Source organism: Nitrosomonas sp. (assembly GCF_043753625.1).
GTDB lineage: Bacteria > Pseudomonadota > Gammaproteobacteria > Burkholderiales > Nitrosomonadaceae > Nitrosomonas.
In genome coordinates, this window is sequence record NZ_JAYUWI010000056.1 from 1 (window position 1) to 16272 (window position 16272).

The 16272-nt window shown below is 45.8% G+C and carries 14 protein-coding genes; 12 read left to right on the plus strand and 2 right to left on the minus strand.

Annotation, left to right across the window (positions count from 1 at the left end; translation table 11 throughout):
• The 12 genes from ACH10T_RS05335 to ACH10T_RS05390 form a co-directional block, all read left to right on the plus strand.
• The coding region (locus tag ACH10T_RS05335; RefSeq protein ID WP_394808286.1) for an N-6 DNA methylase at positions 1–616 on the plus strand (616 nt) is incomplete at its 5' end.
• A gap of 2 nt (positions 617–618) precedes the next feature.
• Positions 619–1875 carry a restriction endonuclease subunit S gene (locus ACH10T_RS05340; protein ID WP_394808287.1) on the plus strand — a complete coding sequence of 419 codons (1257 nt, stop codon included), beginning with the start codon at positions 619–621 and terminating at the stop codon, positions 1873–1875.
• Between the two features lie 66 nt (positions 1876–1941).
• A complete protein-coding gene (locus tag ACH10T_RS05345) occupies positions 1942–2196 on the plus strand; it encodes an AbrB/MazE/SpoVT family DNA-binding domain-containing protein (protein WP_394808288.1) in 255 nt (84 codons plus the stop codon).
• A gap of 7 nt (positions 2197–2203) precedes the next feature.
• A complete protein-coding gene (locus tag ACH10T_RS05350; protein WP_394808289.1) occupies positions 2204–2584 on the plus strand; it encodes a type II toxin-antitoxin system PemK/MazF family toxin in 381 nt (126 codons plus the stop codon).
• Complete coding sequence (locus tag ACH10T_RS05355; protein ID WP_394808290.1) at positions 2584–5457, plus strand: type I restriction endonuclease subunit R; 2874 nt, start codon at positions 2584–2586, stop codon at positions 5455–5457. The genes ACH10T_RS05350 and ACH10T_RS05355 overlap by 1 nt, the downstream gene beginning before the upstream one ends.
• Positions 5458–5696: 239 nt before the next feature.
• Positions 5697–6221, plus strand: a complete 525-nt coding sequence (locus ACH10T_RS05360; protein ID WP_394808291.1) for a hypothetical protein — start codon at positions 5697–5699, stop codon at positions 6219–6221.
• 979 nt (positions 6222–7200) lie between these two features.
• A complete protein-coding gene (locus tag ACH10T_RS05365) occupies positions 7201–7521 on the plus strand; it encodes a hypothetical protein (protein ID WP_394808292.1) in 321 nt (106 codons plus the stop codon).
• A 518-nt stretch (positions 7522–8039) separates the two neighbouring features.
• Positions 8040–9617 (plus strand): alkaline phosphatase D family protein, encoded by a 1578-nt coding sequence (locus ACH10T_RS05370; protein WP_394808293.1) that lies wholly within the window; start codon positions 8040–8042, stop codon positions 9615–9617.
• Between the two features lie 529 nt (positions 9618–10146).
• Entirely contained in the window at positions 10147–10512 is a 366-nt protein-coding gene (locus ACH10T_RS05375; RefSeq protein ID WP_394808294.1) for a helix-turn-helix domain-containing protein, read from the plus strand.
• The gene (locus ACH10T_RS05380; RefSeq protein ID WP_394808295.1) at positions 10496–11848 is read left to right on the plus strand and encodes a type II toxin-antitoxin system HipA family toxin; all 1353 of its coding nucleotides are present in this window, start codon (positions 10496–10498) and stop codon (positions 11846–11848) included. Before ACH10T_RS05375 ends, ACH10T_RS05380 begins: the two co-directional genes overlap by 17 nt.
• A gap of 155 nt (positions 11849–12003) precedes the next feature.
• On the plus strand, positions 12004–12609 hold the full coding sequence (locus ACH10T_RS05385; protein ID WP_394808296.1) for a hypothetical protein: 606 nt from the start codon (positions 12004–12006) through the stop codon (positions 12607–12609).
• A complete protein-coding gene (locus ACH10T_RS05390) occupies positions 12603–13256 on the plus strand; it encodes an RES family NAD+ phosphorylase (RefSeq protein ID WP_394808297.1) in 654 nt (217 codons plus the stop codon). Before ACH10T_RS05385 ends, ACH10T_RS05390 begins: the two co-directional genes overlap by 7 nt.
• A gap of 150 nt (positions 13257–13406) precedes the next feature.
• On the opposite strand, the gene ACH10T_RS05395 is transcribed toward ACH10T_RS05390, so the two are convergent.
• On the minus strand, positions 13407–15011 hold the full coding sequence (locus ACH10T_RS05395; protein ID WP_394808298.1) for an ABC-F family ATPase: 1605 nt from the start codon (positions 15009–15011) through the stop codon (positions 13407–13409).
• Positions 15012–15395: 384 nt separating this feature from the next.
• Entirely contained in the window at positions 15396–15785 is a 390-nt protein-coding gene (locus ACH10T_RS05400; RefSeq protein ID WP_394808299.1) for a hypothetical protein, read from the minus strand.
• Between the last annotated feature and the right edge of the window lie 487 nt (positions 15786–16272).

Sequence of the window (16272 nt, forward strand, 5' to 3'; positions counted from 1 at the left end):
TTTCAGCGTGTACGGCAAACTGGCACCCAGCAGCAAAGCAGATATGGCGTTTGTGCAGCACATGGTTTATCAACTGGCTGATGATGGGACGATGGCAGTATTATTACCGCACGGCATGCTGTTTCGTGGTGCAGCGGAAGGCCATATCCGCCAGTATCTGATTGAGCAAATGAATTGCCTGGATGCGGTGATTGGTTTGCCTGCCAATATCTTTTATGGCACCAGCATTCCCACTTGCGTGTTGGTGTTCAAAAAATGCCGCCGCAATCCCAACGATATTTTATTCATCGACGCCAGCCAGCACTTTGATAAAGTCAAAACGCAAAACATCATTCGCCCGTTACATATCCAGAAGATTGTTGATGCGTATCTGGCACGCACCCATGAAGATAAATATAGTGCTGTAGCAAGCTTGGAAGCAATCAAAGCCAACGACTACAACCTGAATATTCCAAGGTATGTCGATACGTTTGAAGCTGAGGATGCGATTGATCTCGATGCGATTGCAGAACAACTCAAAGCACTGGATCAACAAAGCCAACAGACGGATGCGACCATGGAGGCATTCTGCCATGAATTGGGGATTGTGCCGCCGTTTGCAGTGGCTGAGAAGTAAGCATGAATGTGCCTAAGCTGCGGTTTGATGGGTTCTCAGAAAACTGGATTAAAAATACAATTCAATACTTCATTGATAATAAATCAATAATTAGTCATTTGGATGGAAATCATGGTGCTTTATATCCAAAAAGTAATGAATTTGCTAAAGCTGGAATTCCCTATATTACAGCGAATGATTTTATAACTGGAAGAATTGATTTTAATAGATGCAAATACCTTCCAGAGGCAAAAGCAAAACTATTTAAAAAAGGGATTGCAAGAAATGGTGATGTTTTGTTTGCGCATAATGCAACAGTGGGGCCTTGCGCTATTTTACGAACGAGTTTTAATTATGTAATACTCAGCACGACAGCAACATACTACAGATGTGATTTGAATAAAATTAACAACATATTTTTGTTATATTTTTTTCAGTCTGATTTTTTTGTTTCCCAGTACAGCAGCATAATGTCTCAATCAACAAGAAATCAGGTACCGATAACTACCCAAAGAAAATTATCGTTAGCATTACCAACCCTTTCAGAACAAACAAAAATCGCCAATTTCCTCACGGCGATTGATGAAAGAATCACCCAACTCACGCAAAAATACGACTTATTAAAACAATACAAAAAAGGCGTCATGCAGCAGATTTTTAGCCAGAAGCTGCGGTTTAAAGATGAGGATGGGCGGGAGTTTCCGAGATGGAAATTTAAAAGCCTGCAAGAGGTTTGTAGAAGAATAATGGATGGAACACATTTCTCGCCAAAATCAAAAAATGGTTCAAAGAGATATTTAACATCAAAAAATATCCGAAATTCTGGTATTGACCTTTCAAACTGCAATTACATTTCAGATGAAGAGCATCAAGAGATTTTTATGAAATGTCCTGTGAAGATTGGCGATATTTTATTAACCAAAGATGGCGCAAATACGGGAAATTGCTGTATCAATAGCTTACAGGAAGAATTTAGTCTTTTATCTAGCGTTGCAGTTTTAGACGGTAAAGCAGATTTAGTTAATAATATTTTCTTGTTACAGGTTCTTCAAAGTCAATGGGGTGTTAATGAGATTAACAATGCCATGGCTGGGCAAGCTATAAGTAGAATTACTCTTGAAAAGATAAACAAATTTAGCTTTAACTTCCCAGTATTGCTAGAACAAACCAAAATCGCCAACTTCCTCACCGCCATCGACGACAAGATTGCCCACACCAAAACCCAGCTTGATGCTGTCAAACAATACAAGAAAGGCTTACTACAGCAATTATTTGTTTGATCATTTGATTGCTGCTTCAGTTATGTTTATACTTGCGTATATACATATCAATGTTGGAGTACCATGATGGCCGAAGTAATTCTGGATATCAAACAATGGGGCAATAATCTTGGGGTACGTTTACCCGCTGCCATTGCACGGGAAGCCCATGTACATGCTGATCAACAGGTGAAACTGACGGTATCCAATGGCCAGATTATCATCACACCGGTACAAGATAAACCATTGACGCTGGAGCAACGACTAGCACAATTTGATCCTGCCCGGCATGGCGGTGAAGCGATGCCATCAGCACAAAGCGTAGGTGCAGAAAAATGGTAATCGCATAATGCCCAAAGCAGCCAGCGCCGGTGTGTGGATACCCGAGCGCCAGGACATTATCTGGATTGACTGTAACCCGCAGGCCGGACAGGAAATGCGGGATATTCACCCTTTCCTGGTGCTGTCTCCGCGTATCTTTAATGACAGGACTTCTCTGGTGATCGGTTTACCGATGACCACCGCAGACTATAATGCAGACAATCCTTTTGCTGTTGCCATCGGCAAAACAACCAAACGCAAGATTGAACAAACCAGTTACGTGCTGTGCCATCAGCCCAAGTCATTTGACTGGCGGGTACGGGGTGCCAAACCTCACCCATTGGAAAAGCTTGGCGATAGCCTGTTTGTGCAGGTTTGTGAACGACTCAATCAAATCATCCAACTTTAATGACGATCCAATCCACTACACAATCCGAATACGCCCTGGAACAAGGCTTGATCGAACAGCTTCAACGCATGGAATATGCGCGGGTGCGCATTGATCATGAAGCTGCGATGCTGGCGAACCTCAAACGCCAACTGGAAATCCACAACGACAATATCCAACTTACCCAGCCCAAATTTGACCGGGTGCTGAATCATCTCAACACCGGCACCATTGTGGAACGTGCCCGGATATTGCGTGACAAGTTTGCGCTCAAACGTGAAGCCGCCAACGGGCAACCGGCTGAAACGCTTTATATCAGTTTCCTGAATTGTGATGACTGGTGCATGAATGAGTTTCAGGTCACGAATCAAGTCAGCATGGAAAATAAGCGCAAAAACCGCTATGACGTGACCATCCTGATCAATGGGCTGCCCTTGGTGCAGATCGAACTCAAGCGCCGGGGTGCTGAGCTGAAAGTGGCGTTTAACCAAGTTAACCGCTATCAGCATGAATCGTATGATGCCGGGGCGGGATTGTTTCAGTATGTGCAGTTATTCATCATCAGTAATGGCGTGAATACCAAGTATTTTTCCAACAACAAAACGCAATCGGTTCTGCAAACCTTTTTCTGGACAGATAAAGAGAACAATCGCTTATCCGATTTGTGTGAATTTGCTAAAGAGTTTTTAAAGCCTTGCCATATTGCCAAGATGATCACGCATTACACCGTGATTACTGAGGAAGGCGTATTAAAAATATTACGCCCGTATCAGTTTTATGCCACGGAAGCGCTGGTGGATCGGGTCAAGAACAGCAACGACAATGCGTATATCTGGCACACCACCGGATCAGGCAAGACGCTGACTTCATTTAAAGCCAGCCAGATCATCATGCGACTGCCCAAAGTGCATAAGGTGCTGTTTGTGGTCGACCGTAAAGATCTGGATTATCAAACCACACGTGAATTTAATGCGTTTGCCAAAGGCAGTGTGGATGCCACCACCGACACGCACAATCTGGTGAAGCAACTCACCGATGACAGCACCAAGCTGATTGTCACGACCATCCAGAAACTCAATAACGCACTGATCAAACCCTATTACTTCGAAAAGATTGCACACCTGCAAGATCACAAGTTTGTGTTTATTTTTGATGAATGCCACCGCAGCCAGTTTGGCGAAACGCACCAGAACATCAAGCGCTTTTTCAGCAATGCACAAATGTTCGGCTTTACCGGCACCCCGATTTTTGCGGATAACGCCAATAATGGATTCGGACAAATCAAGACCACCAAGGATTTGTTTGGTGAGTGTCTGCATAAATATGTGATTGTCGATGCCATCAAGGATGAAAACGTGCTGCGCTTCGCGGTGGAATATGTCGGTAAATACCAATACAAGGACAGCGCCAATCAACTGGATATTGAAGTCGAGGCCATCAACAAACAAGAATTACTCGACAGCCCGTTGCGATTGGAAAAGATCACCGAGTATATTCTGGCTCATCACGCGCAGAAAACCAAAGCGCCCAGCTTTACCGCCATGTTTTGCGTCAGCAGTATCGACAACCTGATCCAGTATTACGCGCTATTCAAACAAAAACAGGCTGGAATAGCACGACCGCTTAAAATCGCCACGATATTCAGCTACGCCGCGAATGAACCAAGTCCCTTGGCCAATGGCATGATCCCGGAAGAAGCGCCCGATGTGCCCAGTGATGCACGGGTGAACCAAAGCAGCCGGGATAAACTGGATGAGTTTATTGACGATTACAATGCGATGTTCGGCACCAAATACAGCACCAATGATAATCAATCGTTCTATAACTATTATCAGGATATTGCCAAGCGGGTGCGCAGCGGTGAGATTGATATCCTGTTGGTAGTGAATATGTTTCTGACTGGCTTTGACAGCCCGCGCTTAAATACCTTGTATGTGGATAAGAATCTCAAGTTTCATGGATTGGTGCAGGCATTCTCACGCACTAACCGCATCCTGAATGAAAAGAAATCACAAGGTAATATCGTTTGTTTCAGAAACCTGAAAGCCGCCACCGATGAAGCCATTGCCTTATTTTCCAACAAGGATGCGAGAGAGACGGTATTGCTGGAACCGTATGAAGATTATGTGGAGAAATTTAATAAGGCCACTGAAGAACTGCTAGCCATAGCCCCGACAGTTGCCAGTGTGGATGTTCTGCCCGATGAAAAAGCAGAACTGGCTTTTGTCACCAAGTTTAGAGAATTGCTGCGCATTAAGAACATCCTCACCACCTTTGCCGATTTTGATGATGCAAACTTAAACCTGGAACCGCAGCAGTTTGAAGACTACAAAAGCAAATACCTGGATATACACGATAAGGTTAAAAAACAGACTGATCCCGAGAAAGTTTCTATCCTGGAAGATGTGGATTTTGAACTAAGCCTGATTCATCGGGATGAAATCAATGTCGCTTATATCCTCAATTTGTTAGTAAGCCTGAATAAACTTAATCCTGAGGAAGCGAAGAAACGCCAAAAGGAAATTATTGATCTGGTAGCCGGTGAAATTCAACTGCGCAGCAAACGCGCACTGATTGAAGCATTCATTGAAGAAAACCTGCCTAAACTCAAACCGAATGAAAACGTGATTCAGGCATTTGAGAAATATTGGACAGCCAGCAAAAAAGAAGCGCTCATGAAACTATGCGCAGAAGAAAACCTATCACCGCAAGAACTGGAAAAAATACTGAACCACTACACCTTCGCCAATCGTTTGCCGCGCGATCAGGAAATTGTCGACACACTCAACTTTAAACCCAAGATATTGGAGCGTAAACCAATCATTGAGCGGGTGGCTGATAAGATTAAATCGTTTATTGATACGTTTGTTGAAGGGATGGGCGGGAGTGTTTAAGAGTGTGAATATTCGCTTGTTTATCGGTTATGTCGGTTATGTCGGTTTTAATCCGTGAGTTTTTGAAATTTGGCAGACAAAAAATATCATGTATTTGATCTTGTTAGAAATCAACGGGGCCTTCCTGTGGTTTTGAATATGCGGGTAATGAACACCTCAATTAAATTCTAGCGAACCAGCAATTAAATTTGGTTTCAGGTTTCAGGTTTCTAAACAACCTTTAATAAGGCAACATTTAAATGAAAACAATTGATCTGGCCGCAGCCTTAGATATATCGACACAAATGACTAACAGATTGATTAAACAAGGAATGCCGAGAGACCTGGACCAAGCTATTGCATGGCGCAAATCTAATTTAGAACCTTTCCGAACTAAATCTACAAGGATTGGTGGGAACAGCGGAAAACCATATCAATCAGCACAGATTAACAAAACTGCAATTGCATCGAATGAAGTTTACAGCGCTGAAGAAGTTTCTGGCGTTACAAAAGCTTTAAGGAAGATTGTCCCAGACTTGTGGTTTTTACAAATCGGCTGGTTAGGTACGGCTTTGAGAGAGCAAGGCGTAAAAGTCACCCCTGAGCAATTGATTGGTGCCCAAAGCATACTGTTTTTGATTTACATGGGTACGGCTGATGATCTTCTTAAATCGGAGGGACGTTACACAATTCCAGCAAGTTTAATGGCGAAACCAGGAGACGAAATTTACCCCTCATTGATCGCGTCATTGAATCGGATTTTGAACGAAGATAACGCCGCATAATCAACTACAGACGATTATTTTAAACATATAAGGGGTGCTTATCTTCAAAACTACTTAGAACCGCAGAAAACAACCACCTAATGACCAATTAACAAAGGAATAAAATGAAAAAGAATTTACCAAAATGGATTCATACTGAAATTGCGTGAATCTTGCGTGCTTGGCATGAAAGGCAAGCTTATTAGTACGCACAAAACTGAAGTTGAAGCCGAACAAAAAGCCAAAGCCTTGGTTGCTCACTGAGCTTTTTCGAAATACTTGACTTGCCCGGAAACCGTACATTGACTGCCCGACCGTAACAGAACGCACTAACCTGCCCCGTTTTAATGGCGGGTCTGTCATTTTTCTTATGTTAGCAACCGCACAGAACTAATAATTAAAAAATACCATTATTACAGCAGGTCAACTGACTCTACCAGCAAGCTTGGCCTCCCAGCCTTCTTCCTCAGACAAAGAAGGCTGGGTTTTTATTACTTTGCTCCTATTCATGCACTTCTACCTGACGATTGTTTATAACTTCTACAAGAATCTGGTAGATTAAATATGCTGAATATTTTTAAACTGCTCAATATTATTCATATATAGCGCGCAACTTTGAACAATAATATTATAAATCTTTCGCAATTCAGGTTAAAAAAACAGCCTGTCCGCTACACTATTGAGTTCACTCACGACGAGAGTGGATTCTATTTCTATATCTACGACACTCCCGACAATAAAGAAAACCGAGCAGCTTTAGCGGCAGATCTGAAAGCTGCGGCAAAAAGCCTTTTGAAGTCAGATTAATTTTCTGAAGTTGTATCTATAACCTGGTTACATTTTTGATCTTGTTTGGTTGTTGGCGGCGTTGATACTACGGTACTCCTGATAATCAGCAAATAAAATTGATACTGGAATCCCATGGGATTATTCTTTAGCTGTCACTGCAAAAGTAGTGATCGGGCGTAGGAACCCGAAACACGAGAGGATAGCGCTCAGAATGTCAGCGCTATTTTTTCGCCTGTTTTTTATGGCGGGTCGATTATGGGAATCTTCGGGTGGCCGTTACTCGTGGCGGTTCCTAACCTGTTTTTGGCCTGCCACCTCACTTAGGAACGAAGTGGCAGACCTCAATCACTTACACGAGGTTATCATGACAACGCCAGCCAAAGCAGCGACTGCAACATCTAAAGCACGTTCACGTAGAGAACCGAAAACCCCAACCATTTATCCATTATCGCGATACGAAATAGAGCGCAGATTGCGTGCGCGAGGGTTAGAGAGCTACATGAATTTATTGAGACACTTACAGAATCAGTAAGGCATGTTGTTCGCCACACAAAACCATTTGGTGATCCGGTAAATGGGCTGAAAGAAATTCGCAGATTGCTTGGCGAATCCATCGCAAAGTGCAAAATAATTCAATTCCCTATTGTGAACAAACAACGTGCTATTTAAAATTAAATAATATGCTATTTTGCTAATCGCTAACCCGTATTTGTGAGGGGTTTTTATCGCCTCATACTTCTCGTAATGTAACCCCAGTGTAACCCTGGCATATAAAGCATAAGGCATTATATCAATTAATTCATTGATTGTATTGTATTGTATAAATACAATATTAATTATCCATTGGATTTCTGATCGGTTGTCAGTGTGTTTGACATTTCATCTGACTTTCAGTACTTTCATCTGCCATGAAGAGTACGTTTATTTTTCTTATACGCCTCCGGGCACATTGACTGCATTGTCGGGAATAACGCCATGAGTGAGGTGCGCCTGCCTGTCCTCAGGCACCTTCAACTAACCTTGACCGGATAAATCACAGGAGATTTGATCATGAGTAATATGCTACGAAGCCCCAGCGTAGGCCCCATCGTAGGTCACACGACAAGCACTTCCACCCGTATCTGGATGCGTGGGTCTGATGAGGCACCTGGACGTACTGTCGGCGTTTCTGCCCTGTATGATGCCAAGGGCACCTACGTCACCAAGTCAGCCTGTTATCTGCGCCTTCACCGGGAATATGATCGCACAGGTGTCGTGGATTTCACCAAGCTCAAGCCCAATACGACCTATAGCGTCAGAGTCGGCTCACTCACAATCGACAGCACCGATGATATGGCGAACGTCGAAGATGAAGAATTGCTGAAGAAGCTCCCCGAAGCGGAAGCTTTATGTGGCGACCTGAAATTGCTTCCCGGGGAAAGCGAAGCCAAGTTCACCACTTACCAGGACAGCGACGAGAAAGGCCTATCCTTCATTTTCGGTTCCTGTCGTTACCCTGGACTCCTCTGGGCTGCAAAGAAAGCGGACCGCATCTTTGGATCCATTTACGAGAAGTTCCAATCCAAGAATGCACCGCAGTTCCTTCTGATGGTCGGCGACCAGATTTACGCGGATAAAATACATCGTCAGATTCCACTCGAGCGAGCCGACACCCCGTCAGAATTTCACGAACGCTACGTGACGGCATTAAGTTCGCCGAATATGCGTGCCCTGCTTCGTTCAGTGCCCACCTATATGATTCTCGACGATCACGAAATCGAGGATAACTGGGTCAAAGGCCGAATGAACAGAGACGCGGACAAACGACTCCTGTTCCAGACCGCGATTTCTGCTTACATGAGCTACCAATGGCTGCACTGCCCAAGAAATTACGGCCCTCGGGGCGAGGTTCAAGACGCCGATGGCGATAAGCTGTTCTACTCATTCGAGTGCAATGGTTACCCATTTTTTGTTATGGATAGCCGCACCCAACGTGTCCGTGATGACAAAGATTATGTTCTCGAAGACAATCATCTCCTAGGTTACCCTACCAAGCCGAGCGCGCCAAATTATCAGGGCCAGATCGACATTCTATGTGCTTGGCTCCTGTCGCAGCAGAAGAAGATGGGCGATCGCCCGAAGTTCATCGTATCTCCGAGTATTTTCGTTCCAAACGGAGTCGAAACAGCCGGTACCGACGAGCGCAGTCGTCGCAAGAAATGCGAAGACGATTCGTGGGCAGCATTTCCTGAGACACGGCGCCAATTGCTTCAAACTATTGTTAGCGGAAATATCCAGAATGTCGTCTTCCTGAGTGGCGACGTGCATTGTTCCAATCTCGCAAAGATTACCTTCACCCACAAAGCCATCGGCCAGCTTCCGCTGCGAGCGTTCAGCATCACTTCCTCCGCGTTCTATTGGCCCTGGGCCTTTGCGGATGGTGACCCTCTGTCCTTCGTGCACGATTCCAAGCTGGAAGGCGACGACTTCGACGTCAATGATGATGTCATCATGAGTTACAAAGCCTACGGTTTTGAGCAGGATGATAATTTCACACGTATCGATATCGTCGGCAAAGAGATTGTTGTGCAGAACTACGATAGAAACGGCAAGGCTCTGGGCGGCAAAACAAAAGTAACATTAGCCTAGGAGCCTGTCGGGCTTAAGGTCAATCTACTGCGCCAATGGGATAGCGGTTCATATTTCCTCAATTTTTCATTGCATAGTCTCGCTATGCGCTTAAAAATTGAGAAAATCTGCACTCACTCCCCCACTCGGCTCGCTACGATTGCTTAAGTCCGACAGGCTCCTGGACGTACCCAAAGCTACCCGATAATTCATTTAAGCGGACCGTCAGGAAGTTAAGTTTTTTGATGGTCCGGCGAACTTAAACTTGACGCGAAGAGTGATCCGCAATGAGTCATTTTACGTACGCGTATCGATCCGATCTCTCTCCGCTTTACACGTTTTTCCAGCGCATCGATTTAGCGGAATCTGGCTGATATGACTGTGGGTGGCGGAGAAAAATGGATTGAGAATCTGAATAAAAATAATGAGCTAAAAGATATTTTGTTTTGGTGTAAAACGCTATTCCGTTAATAATTGAATTAATCAATTCGCCATATTTGACGATATAATGTATATTATCGCTAATAAGTCGACATAAATGGCGAATATGATGGTAAGTAACGAATTGTCTGATGAAATTATACTGACTGAGCTGGGTGGGCGTCTGGCTCAGCGGCGTATCGCGCGCCAGTTATCTCAGGCGGCACTGGCGGCGGAAGCCGGGGTGGCTAAGCGCACAGTGGAGCGGGTTGAGGCCGGCGAATCGGTGCAGTTGCTTACATTGGTGCGTCTGTGTCGTGTATTGGATTTGATGGATGGATTGGATCAATGGTTGCCGGAAACAGGTCCAAGTCCGATGGCGTTATTAAAGGAAAAGAATGCAGGCAAGGGGCGGCAGCGGGCGAGTGGTCAACGTACTGTACCGGTCATGAAATCTGGCGAAAAACCCTGGACTTGGGGTGATTCGTCATCATAAAAAGCTGTCCAACATCATGAGCACAGTTGCGGAAGTGAGATTGTGGGGGCGTACCATCGGTGCTGTGGCATTGGCAGACGGTGGTACTGTGGCGAGCTTTGAATACGACAGTCAGTTTGCCCGTAGCGGCATCGAGATTGCGCCGCTGACGATGCCGTTGGCCAGTACGGTATATCGCTTTCCGGCACTGGGGCAGGATACCTTCCATGGCTTGCCCGGCCTATTGGCCGATTCGCTACCGGATAAGTTCGGCAATGCTTTGATCGACGCTTGGCTCGCCACGCAAGGCCGTCAGACGGATTCCTTCAATGTAGTGGAGCGGCTGTGCTATACCGGCAGCCGTGGCATGGGAGCGCTAGAATTTTCACCGGTAAAAGGCCCGAAGGCGCGCACGTCGCAGAAAATCCAGCTTGAACAGTTGATCAAGCTGGCGTCGGAAGTGCTCACGCATCGTCAACAACTGGCAGAAACGTTTGGTGACGATGTACAGAAAGCTCATGCGCTCAAGCAGATCTTGCAAGTAGGCACCTCAGCCGGTGGCGCGCGTGCCAAGGCGGTGATTGCCTGGAATCCTGTTACGAATGAGGTGCGCTCCGGCCAGGTGAAAGCGCCGGAAGGGTTCGGTTATTGGCTGCTGAAGTTTGACGGCGTCAGCGGCAATAAGGACAAAGAACTAGAAGATCCCAATGGCTATGGCGCGATTGAGTATGCCTATTATCTGATGGCGCGCGATGCCGGAATCCACATGAACGAATGCCGCCTGCTGGAAGAAAAAGGTCGCCAGCACTTCATGACCAAACGTTTCGATCGCCTCGATTATCCCGATAGCGGCGGCAAATTGCACATGCAATCCCTGGGCGCGCTGGCGCATTACGATTTCAATCTGGCGGGCGCCTACAGTTACGAACAAACGGTGCAAGTCATTAAACGGCTGCAGCTACCAATGCGCGACGTGGAGCAACAATTCCGGCGCATGGTGTTCAATGTGGTCGCACGCAACCAGGACGATCATGTCAAAAACATCGCATTCCTGATGGATAAGCAGGGTACCTGGTCATTGGCGCCCGCATTTGATGTCACCTACAGTTATCAATCCGCCGGGCGTTGGACTTCTACGCACCAAATGACGCTGAATGGCAAGCGGGATGGATTCGATTTGGCTGATTTTATCGCGGTTGAAAAAGTGGCCGGTTTGAAACGCGGGCAAGCCAAGGTAATCCTGAACGACGTGCAGCTAGTGGTATCCCGCTGGCGAGATTATGCCGATGCGGCGGGCGTAAGCCAGGATCATCGTGGCAAGATCCAAAATGTCTTACGGCTGGAACCGTTTTTCTGAAATCCGGCAAGGGCAGAGCACAAGGTAAGTTACGAATTGAAAATATAGTTGGATTCTTGATTCTGGGCCTGTTCCCAACTGTGCATTAACGAGTAAATGGAACATAACGGCGGAGGTCATATGGCTCCAGTCACTTAAATACAATTGATCCAATAATGGATACGGCGGTGTGCTTTGAATGTGTTGAAGACTTCTACCTTAAAAAAATCATTGAAGATAGGGGTGAACCTCGCAGATGTTCAGTTTGTGGCGAAGAAAGAAACAATGCATTCACCGTTAATGAGCTTGGAAAATTGATGGAACCCATCATGCGCAAACATTTTTGCCATGGACCGGAAGTCAAAAAGTTCGGAGACAATGACGAGGAATGGTGGGAGCCAGAGGGTGAGCCAATATCGTGGGCAGTTCAAGAAGTACTCGGACAGTATTTCGAATTTGAGGATGAAATCGTTGACGCTGTGATCGAGGCTGAGAATTGTTGGCCACAAGATGGCGATGAGTGCTTCTGGGACAATACAAGTTCTTACATCGAAAGCCGTATTAAGCTTGGGCATTATTTTGCAGAATGGCAGTACACGCTAGACGAATTGAAACACAAAAGACGTTTTTTCAGCCCATCAGCCCGTACCCTCTTCGAAAAACTCTTTGATGATGTAGATGATCTTAAATCATGGGAAGATGACCAGCCTGTGGTTATTAACTTTTGCCTACTAATACGAAGCTATTTAGGGCACGCATCTGCATTTCTCAATCAATGCTGAGTGACATCTTCACAGACCCGTTCAAGTACGTTGGCCCGCCACCAAAAGATTATGCTCGATCGGGTAGGATGAATTCGGAAGGTGTGGTTGTATTTTATGGCGCGATGGAGGAAGACACTTGTCTAGCCGAGATGCGTCCAGCCCTAGGAAATGATATAGCGCTTATCACTCTAGAGACAACTGAGCCGCTACGCCTTCTCGATTTCTCACGGCTAGAACGCGCTCGAGGTGGGAAAGCACTTAGCTACTTTCAGCCTGATTTTACAGAGCAAGTTGAGAAGCGAGCCTTCCTAAGACATATACACAGACTCATATCTCAGCCCATAGTGCCAGGGCGGGAGTTCGATTACTTAATCACGCAAACAATGTCGGAGTATCTGGCGCATGTACACGATAAGCCGTTCGATGGAATTCTATTTGCTTCGGCTCAGCGGGAAAAGGGCACGAATGTGGTGCTGTTTGTTCAATCCGATCTGCTTACTGATTCTCTAGCCGAAGCCTTTAGACTGACTTACGTTCCCGATAGTGTCAGCCTCTACTCCACAACAACAATCAAGTACAATCATATTAAGTTAGATGTTTATCTCGACGAAGACGGGAAGCCAACTATCTATCAAGAATATGGGGACGATATGGACGATGGGTAAATGTCTCGCGTCAATTATCTTGTCTGCTTTGACTACAGAAAGAGTCAGGTTGCTAATCAGGAAAAATGAGTGTGTACTATAGATTATGTCAAGCATGGTAGGTTGGGATAACGATAGGAATCCCAACATCACTCTGTTCATTGGTTCAGCTTATTCAATCCCTTGCGATCTCAAATAATCCTCATAATTACCCTTGAAATCATTAATACCCTCCGGTTTCATTTCAAGAATTCGTGTGGCCAGTGAGGAAACGAATTCCCGATCGTGGGAAATAAAAATCAACGTGCCGGTATATTTCTCCAGTGCGCTATTCAGTGATTCGATAGATTCCATATCCAGATGATTGGTCGGTTCATCCATCAGCAAAACATTCGGTTTCTGCAGAATCAACTTGCCAAAGAGCATGCGGCCTTGTTCTCCGCCAGAAATCACGCGGGTGGATTTCTTGACGTCATCGCCGGAGAACAGCAATCGGCCTAATGTGCCGCGGATCGTTTGATCGTCATCATTGCCTTGCCGCCACTGGTCCATCCATTCGGTCAATGACAGGGTTTCTTCAAAATCAGCCGCATGGTCTTGCGGATAGTAGCCGGGACGTGCCTTATCGGGCCATTTTATCGTACCGGAATCCGGTATTAGCTCGCCTACAAGGCAACGCAGCAGCGTGGTTTTTCCGATTCCGTTAGGGCCAATGATGGCGATTTTTTCGCCGGCTTCTATATCCAAGTTCAAATGATCAAATAAAGGTTTGTCCATTCCAGCGAAACGCTTGCTGATTTCTTTGATGGAAACCGCGAGACGATGCAGCTTATCCCGGTCATCCACTTCAAATTGGATATAAGGATATTGGCGGCTGGATGGTTTGACATCTTCCAGTTTTATTTTCTCAATCTGTCGCGCACGGCTGGTTGCCTGTCTGGCTTTCGACGCATTCGCAGAAAAACGGCTGACAAAAGATTGCAAATCGGCAATCTGCGTTTTCTTCTTGGCATTATTGGTCAACATACGCTCGCGCACCTGGGTCGAGGCGATCATATAGTCATCATAGTTGCCGGGATAGATGCGTAGTTCACCGTAATCCAGATCAGCCATATGCGTACAAACGCTGTTCAAAAAATGCCGGTCATGGGAGATGATAATAATGGTATTTTTGCTGGCGTTGATGATGTCTTCCAGCCAGCGGATGGTATTAATATCGAGATTGTTGGTCGGTTCATCCAGTAATAAGATTTCCGGATCGGAAAATAAGGCCTGTGCCAATAACACGCGTAACTTGAATCCTGGCGCAATCGCGCTCATCAATCCATGATGCTGGGTAGAAGGAATGCCTACCCCAAGCAGCAGTTCTCCGGCGCGCGCTTCGGCAGAATACCCATCCAGTTCGGCAAATTGAGACTCCAGTTCGGCGGCATGCATATATTCTGCTTCCGTGGCATCCGGATTGGCATAAATGGCGTCTCGCTCCTGTTTGACGTGCCATAACTCCGCGTGTCCCATCAGTACCGTATCAATGACTAAACAATCTTCAAAAGCGAATTGATCCTGACGCAGCTTGCCCACCCGTTCACCGCTGTCGACCGTGACATTGCCCGCAGTGGGTTCAAGGTCCCGGCCGAGAATCTTCATGAACGTTGACTTGCCGCAACCATTCGCGCCAATCAAACCGTAGCGATTACCCCCGCCAAATTTTACGGAAACATTTTCAAATAGCGGCTTGGCGCCGAATTGCATGGTGATATTGGCGGTTGTAATCAAAGTCTGTACCTAAGGGTTATTGTTTCAAGAGAAGGGCCGACATTCTAAAGGTTTTTTTAGGGTTACGGTGAGTGTTAATCTCTTTCGATAGGAAATGAAGCTTTTGTGGCTGAAATGTAGAAAAGAATCGAGAAAGCAGAAGGTGGATTTAATGTACTCAAGCAGCGAAAGCGATCAATTGCAAAGCATTCTTATGTGATTATGGCACGCACAAAGATTGAAAACGGCAATTGGGCTTATGCTTTGTAAATGCAGAAACTGTTAGTGACAGGCCTGGCAATTATTTTTGTTAACTCTATTTCATGCTGCTTGATGCGCCTCCTATACTGTGCTGAAAGCAAGTATAGAAGGGATTACACCTGAGTCAGGATGCGGTGTTTTAATTTACTCGATGGTATGCGCCAAATTGTAAGTGCCATTGTTGAGCATATTGGTGCAAGCAGATCCGGCCGGGGAAAGGACGCTGCCTAGGCCGTAACCGATAAAAATTTTAATGCCCACACTTTCACTCAAGTCTGTCGGGGTGGCGATGATCGATATCTTATCGTGGGTTGAGAGCGTCGTGGTGAGGTATGCGGGCGCCTTATCGCAACCCGTGAATGGCACCCAGGCCAGGCTGCTATTCAGAAAATAGGCTCCGCCACCCCGATTGCTGGGCATAATGGCAGCGACGAACACACTGCCTAGCTTGCTCATGTCATTGCTGTCGACAGTCAGCATCCCCATGATGGTTTGTGCTGTGATAGGGCCAGACGTGCTGGCCGACACAGACATTGAGCTGTTCGGGTTAGGGGTCTGTACGGTTGCGGAGGCGCTCTTCTCCGAACAATCGTTCCATATATCGCACGCACTTACAGTATAAGAATAGATTGTTTCAGCAGTTAATTCGGTGTCACTATAGGAAAGAACCGGGCCCAACGAAGCTATCAAGCTGTTATTTCGATAGACCATGTATTTGTGATAGATCGTCCCATTGGAGGACGCTTTCCAAGTCAGGGTTACGCTAGTTGTTGAGTCGACATGGGCTTTTAAATTGGTGGGCGCCACGGGGAGTTCACTCGCCTTGGCCAAACTGCTAAGCATGAGCGTAGCGAAGAAAATCAGGCTTGTAAGTATCATCTGTGCCGATACCGGGTGTGAGTTGCATTTGTTGAGGTTTCTCATCATCTTTTTTCCTAGTAAATAAAAGAAGTAAATGTGTGGACATTCAACCGGTATCCGCTTAAATGTCAGTAAATTCGATTTCTTGAAGCATATCGAC

Excerpts from the sequence above, each read along its gene's own strand:
- ACH10T_RS05370 (WP_394808293.1), top strand. The coding sequence starts at position 8,040 with ATGAGTAATATGCTACGAAGCCCCAGCGTAGGCCCCATCGTAGGTCAC.
- ACH10T_RS05375 (WP_394808294.1), top strand. The coding sequence starts at position 10,147 with ATGGTAAGTAACGAATTGTCTGATGAAATTATACTGACTGAGCTGGGT.
- ACH10T_RS05365 (WP_394808292.1), top strand. The coding sequence starts at position 7,201 with ATGTCAGCGCTATTTTTTCGCCTGTTTTTTATGGCGGGTCGATTATGG.
- ACH10T_RS05360 (WP_394808291.1), top strand. The coding sequence starts at position 5,697 with ATGAAAACAATTGATCTGGCCGCAGCCTTAGATATATCGACACAAATG.
- ACH10T_RS05400 (WP_394808299.1), bottom strand. The coding sequence starts at position 15,785 with ATGTCTGTGTCGGCCAGCACGTCTGGCCCTATCACAGCACAAACCATC.
- ACH10T_RS05390 (WP_394808297.1), top strand. The coding sequence starts at position 12,603 with ATGCTGAGTGACATCTTCACAGACCCGTTCAAGTACGTTGGCCCGCCA.
- ACH10T_RS05385 (WP_394808296.1), top strand. The coding sequence starts at position 12,004 with ATGGATACGGCGGTGTGCTTTGAATGTGTTGAAGACTTCTACCTTAAA.
- ACH10T_RS05350 (WP_394808289.1), top strand. The coding sequence starts at position 2,204 with ATGCCCAAAGCAGCCAGCGCCGGTGTGTGGATACCCGAGCGCCAGGAC.
- ACH10T_RS05345 (WP_394808288.1), top strand. The coding sequence starts at position 1,942 with ATGGCCGAAGTAATTCTGGATATCAAACAATGGGGCAATAATCTTGGG.
- ACH10T_RS05355 (WP_394808290.1), top strand. The coding sequence starts at position 2,584 with ATGACGATCCAATCCACTACACAATCCGAATACGCCCTGGAACAAGGC.
- ACH10T_RS05340 (WP_394808287.1), top strand. The coding sequence starts at position 619 with ATGAATGTGCCTAAGCTGCGGTTTGATGGGTTCTCAGAAAACTGGATT.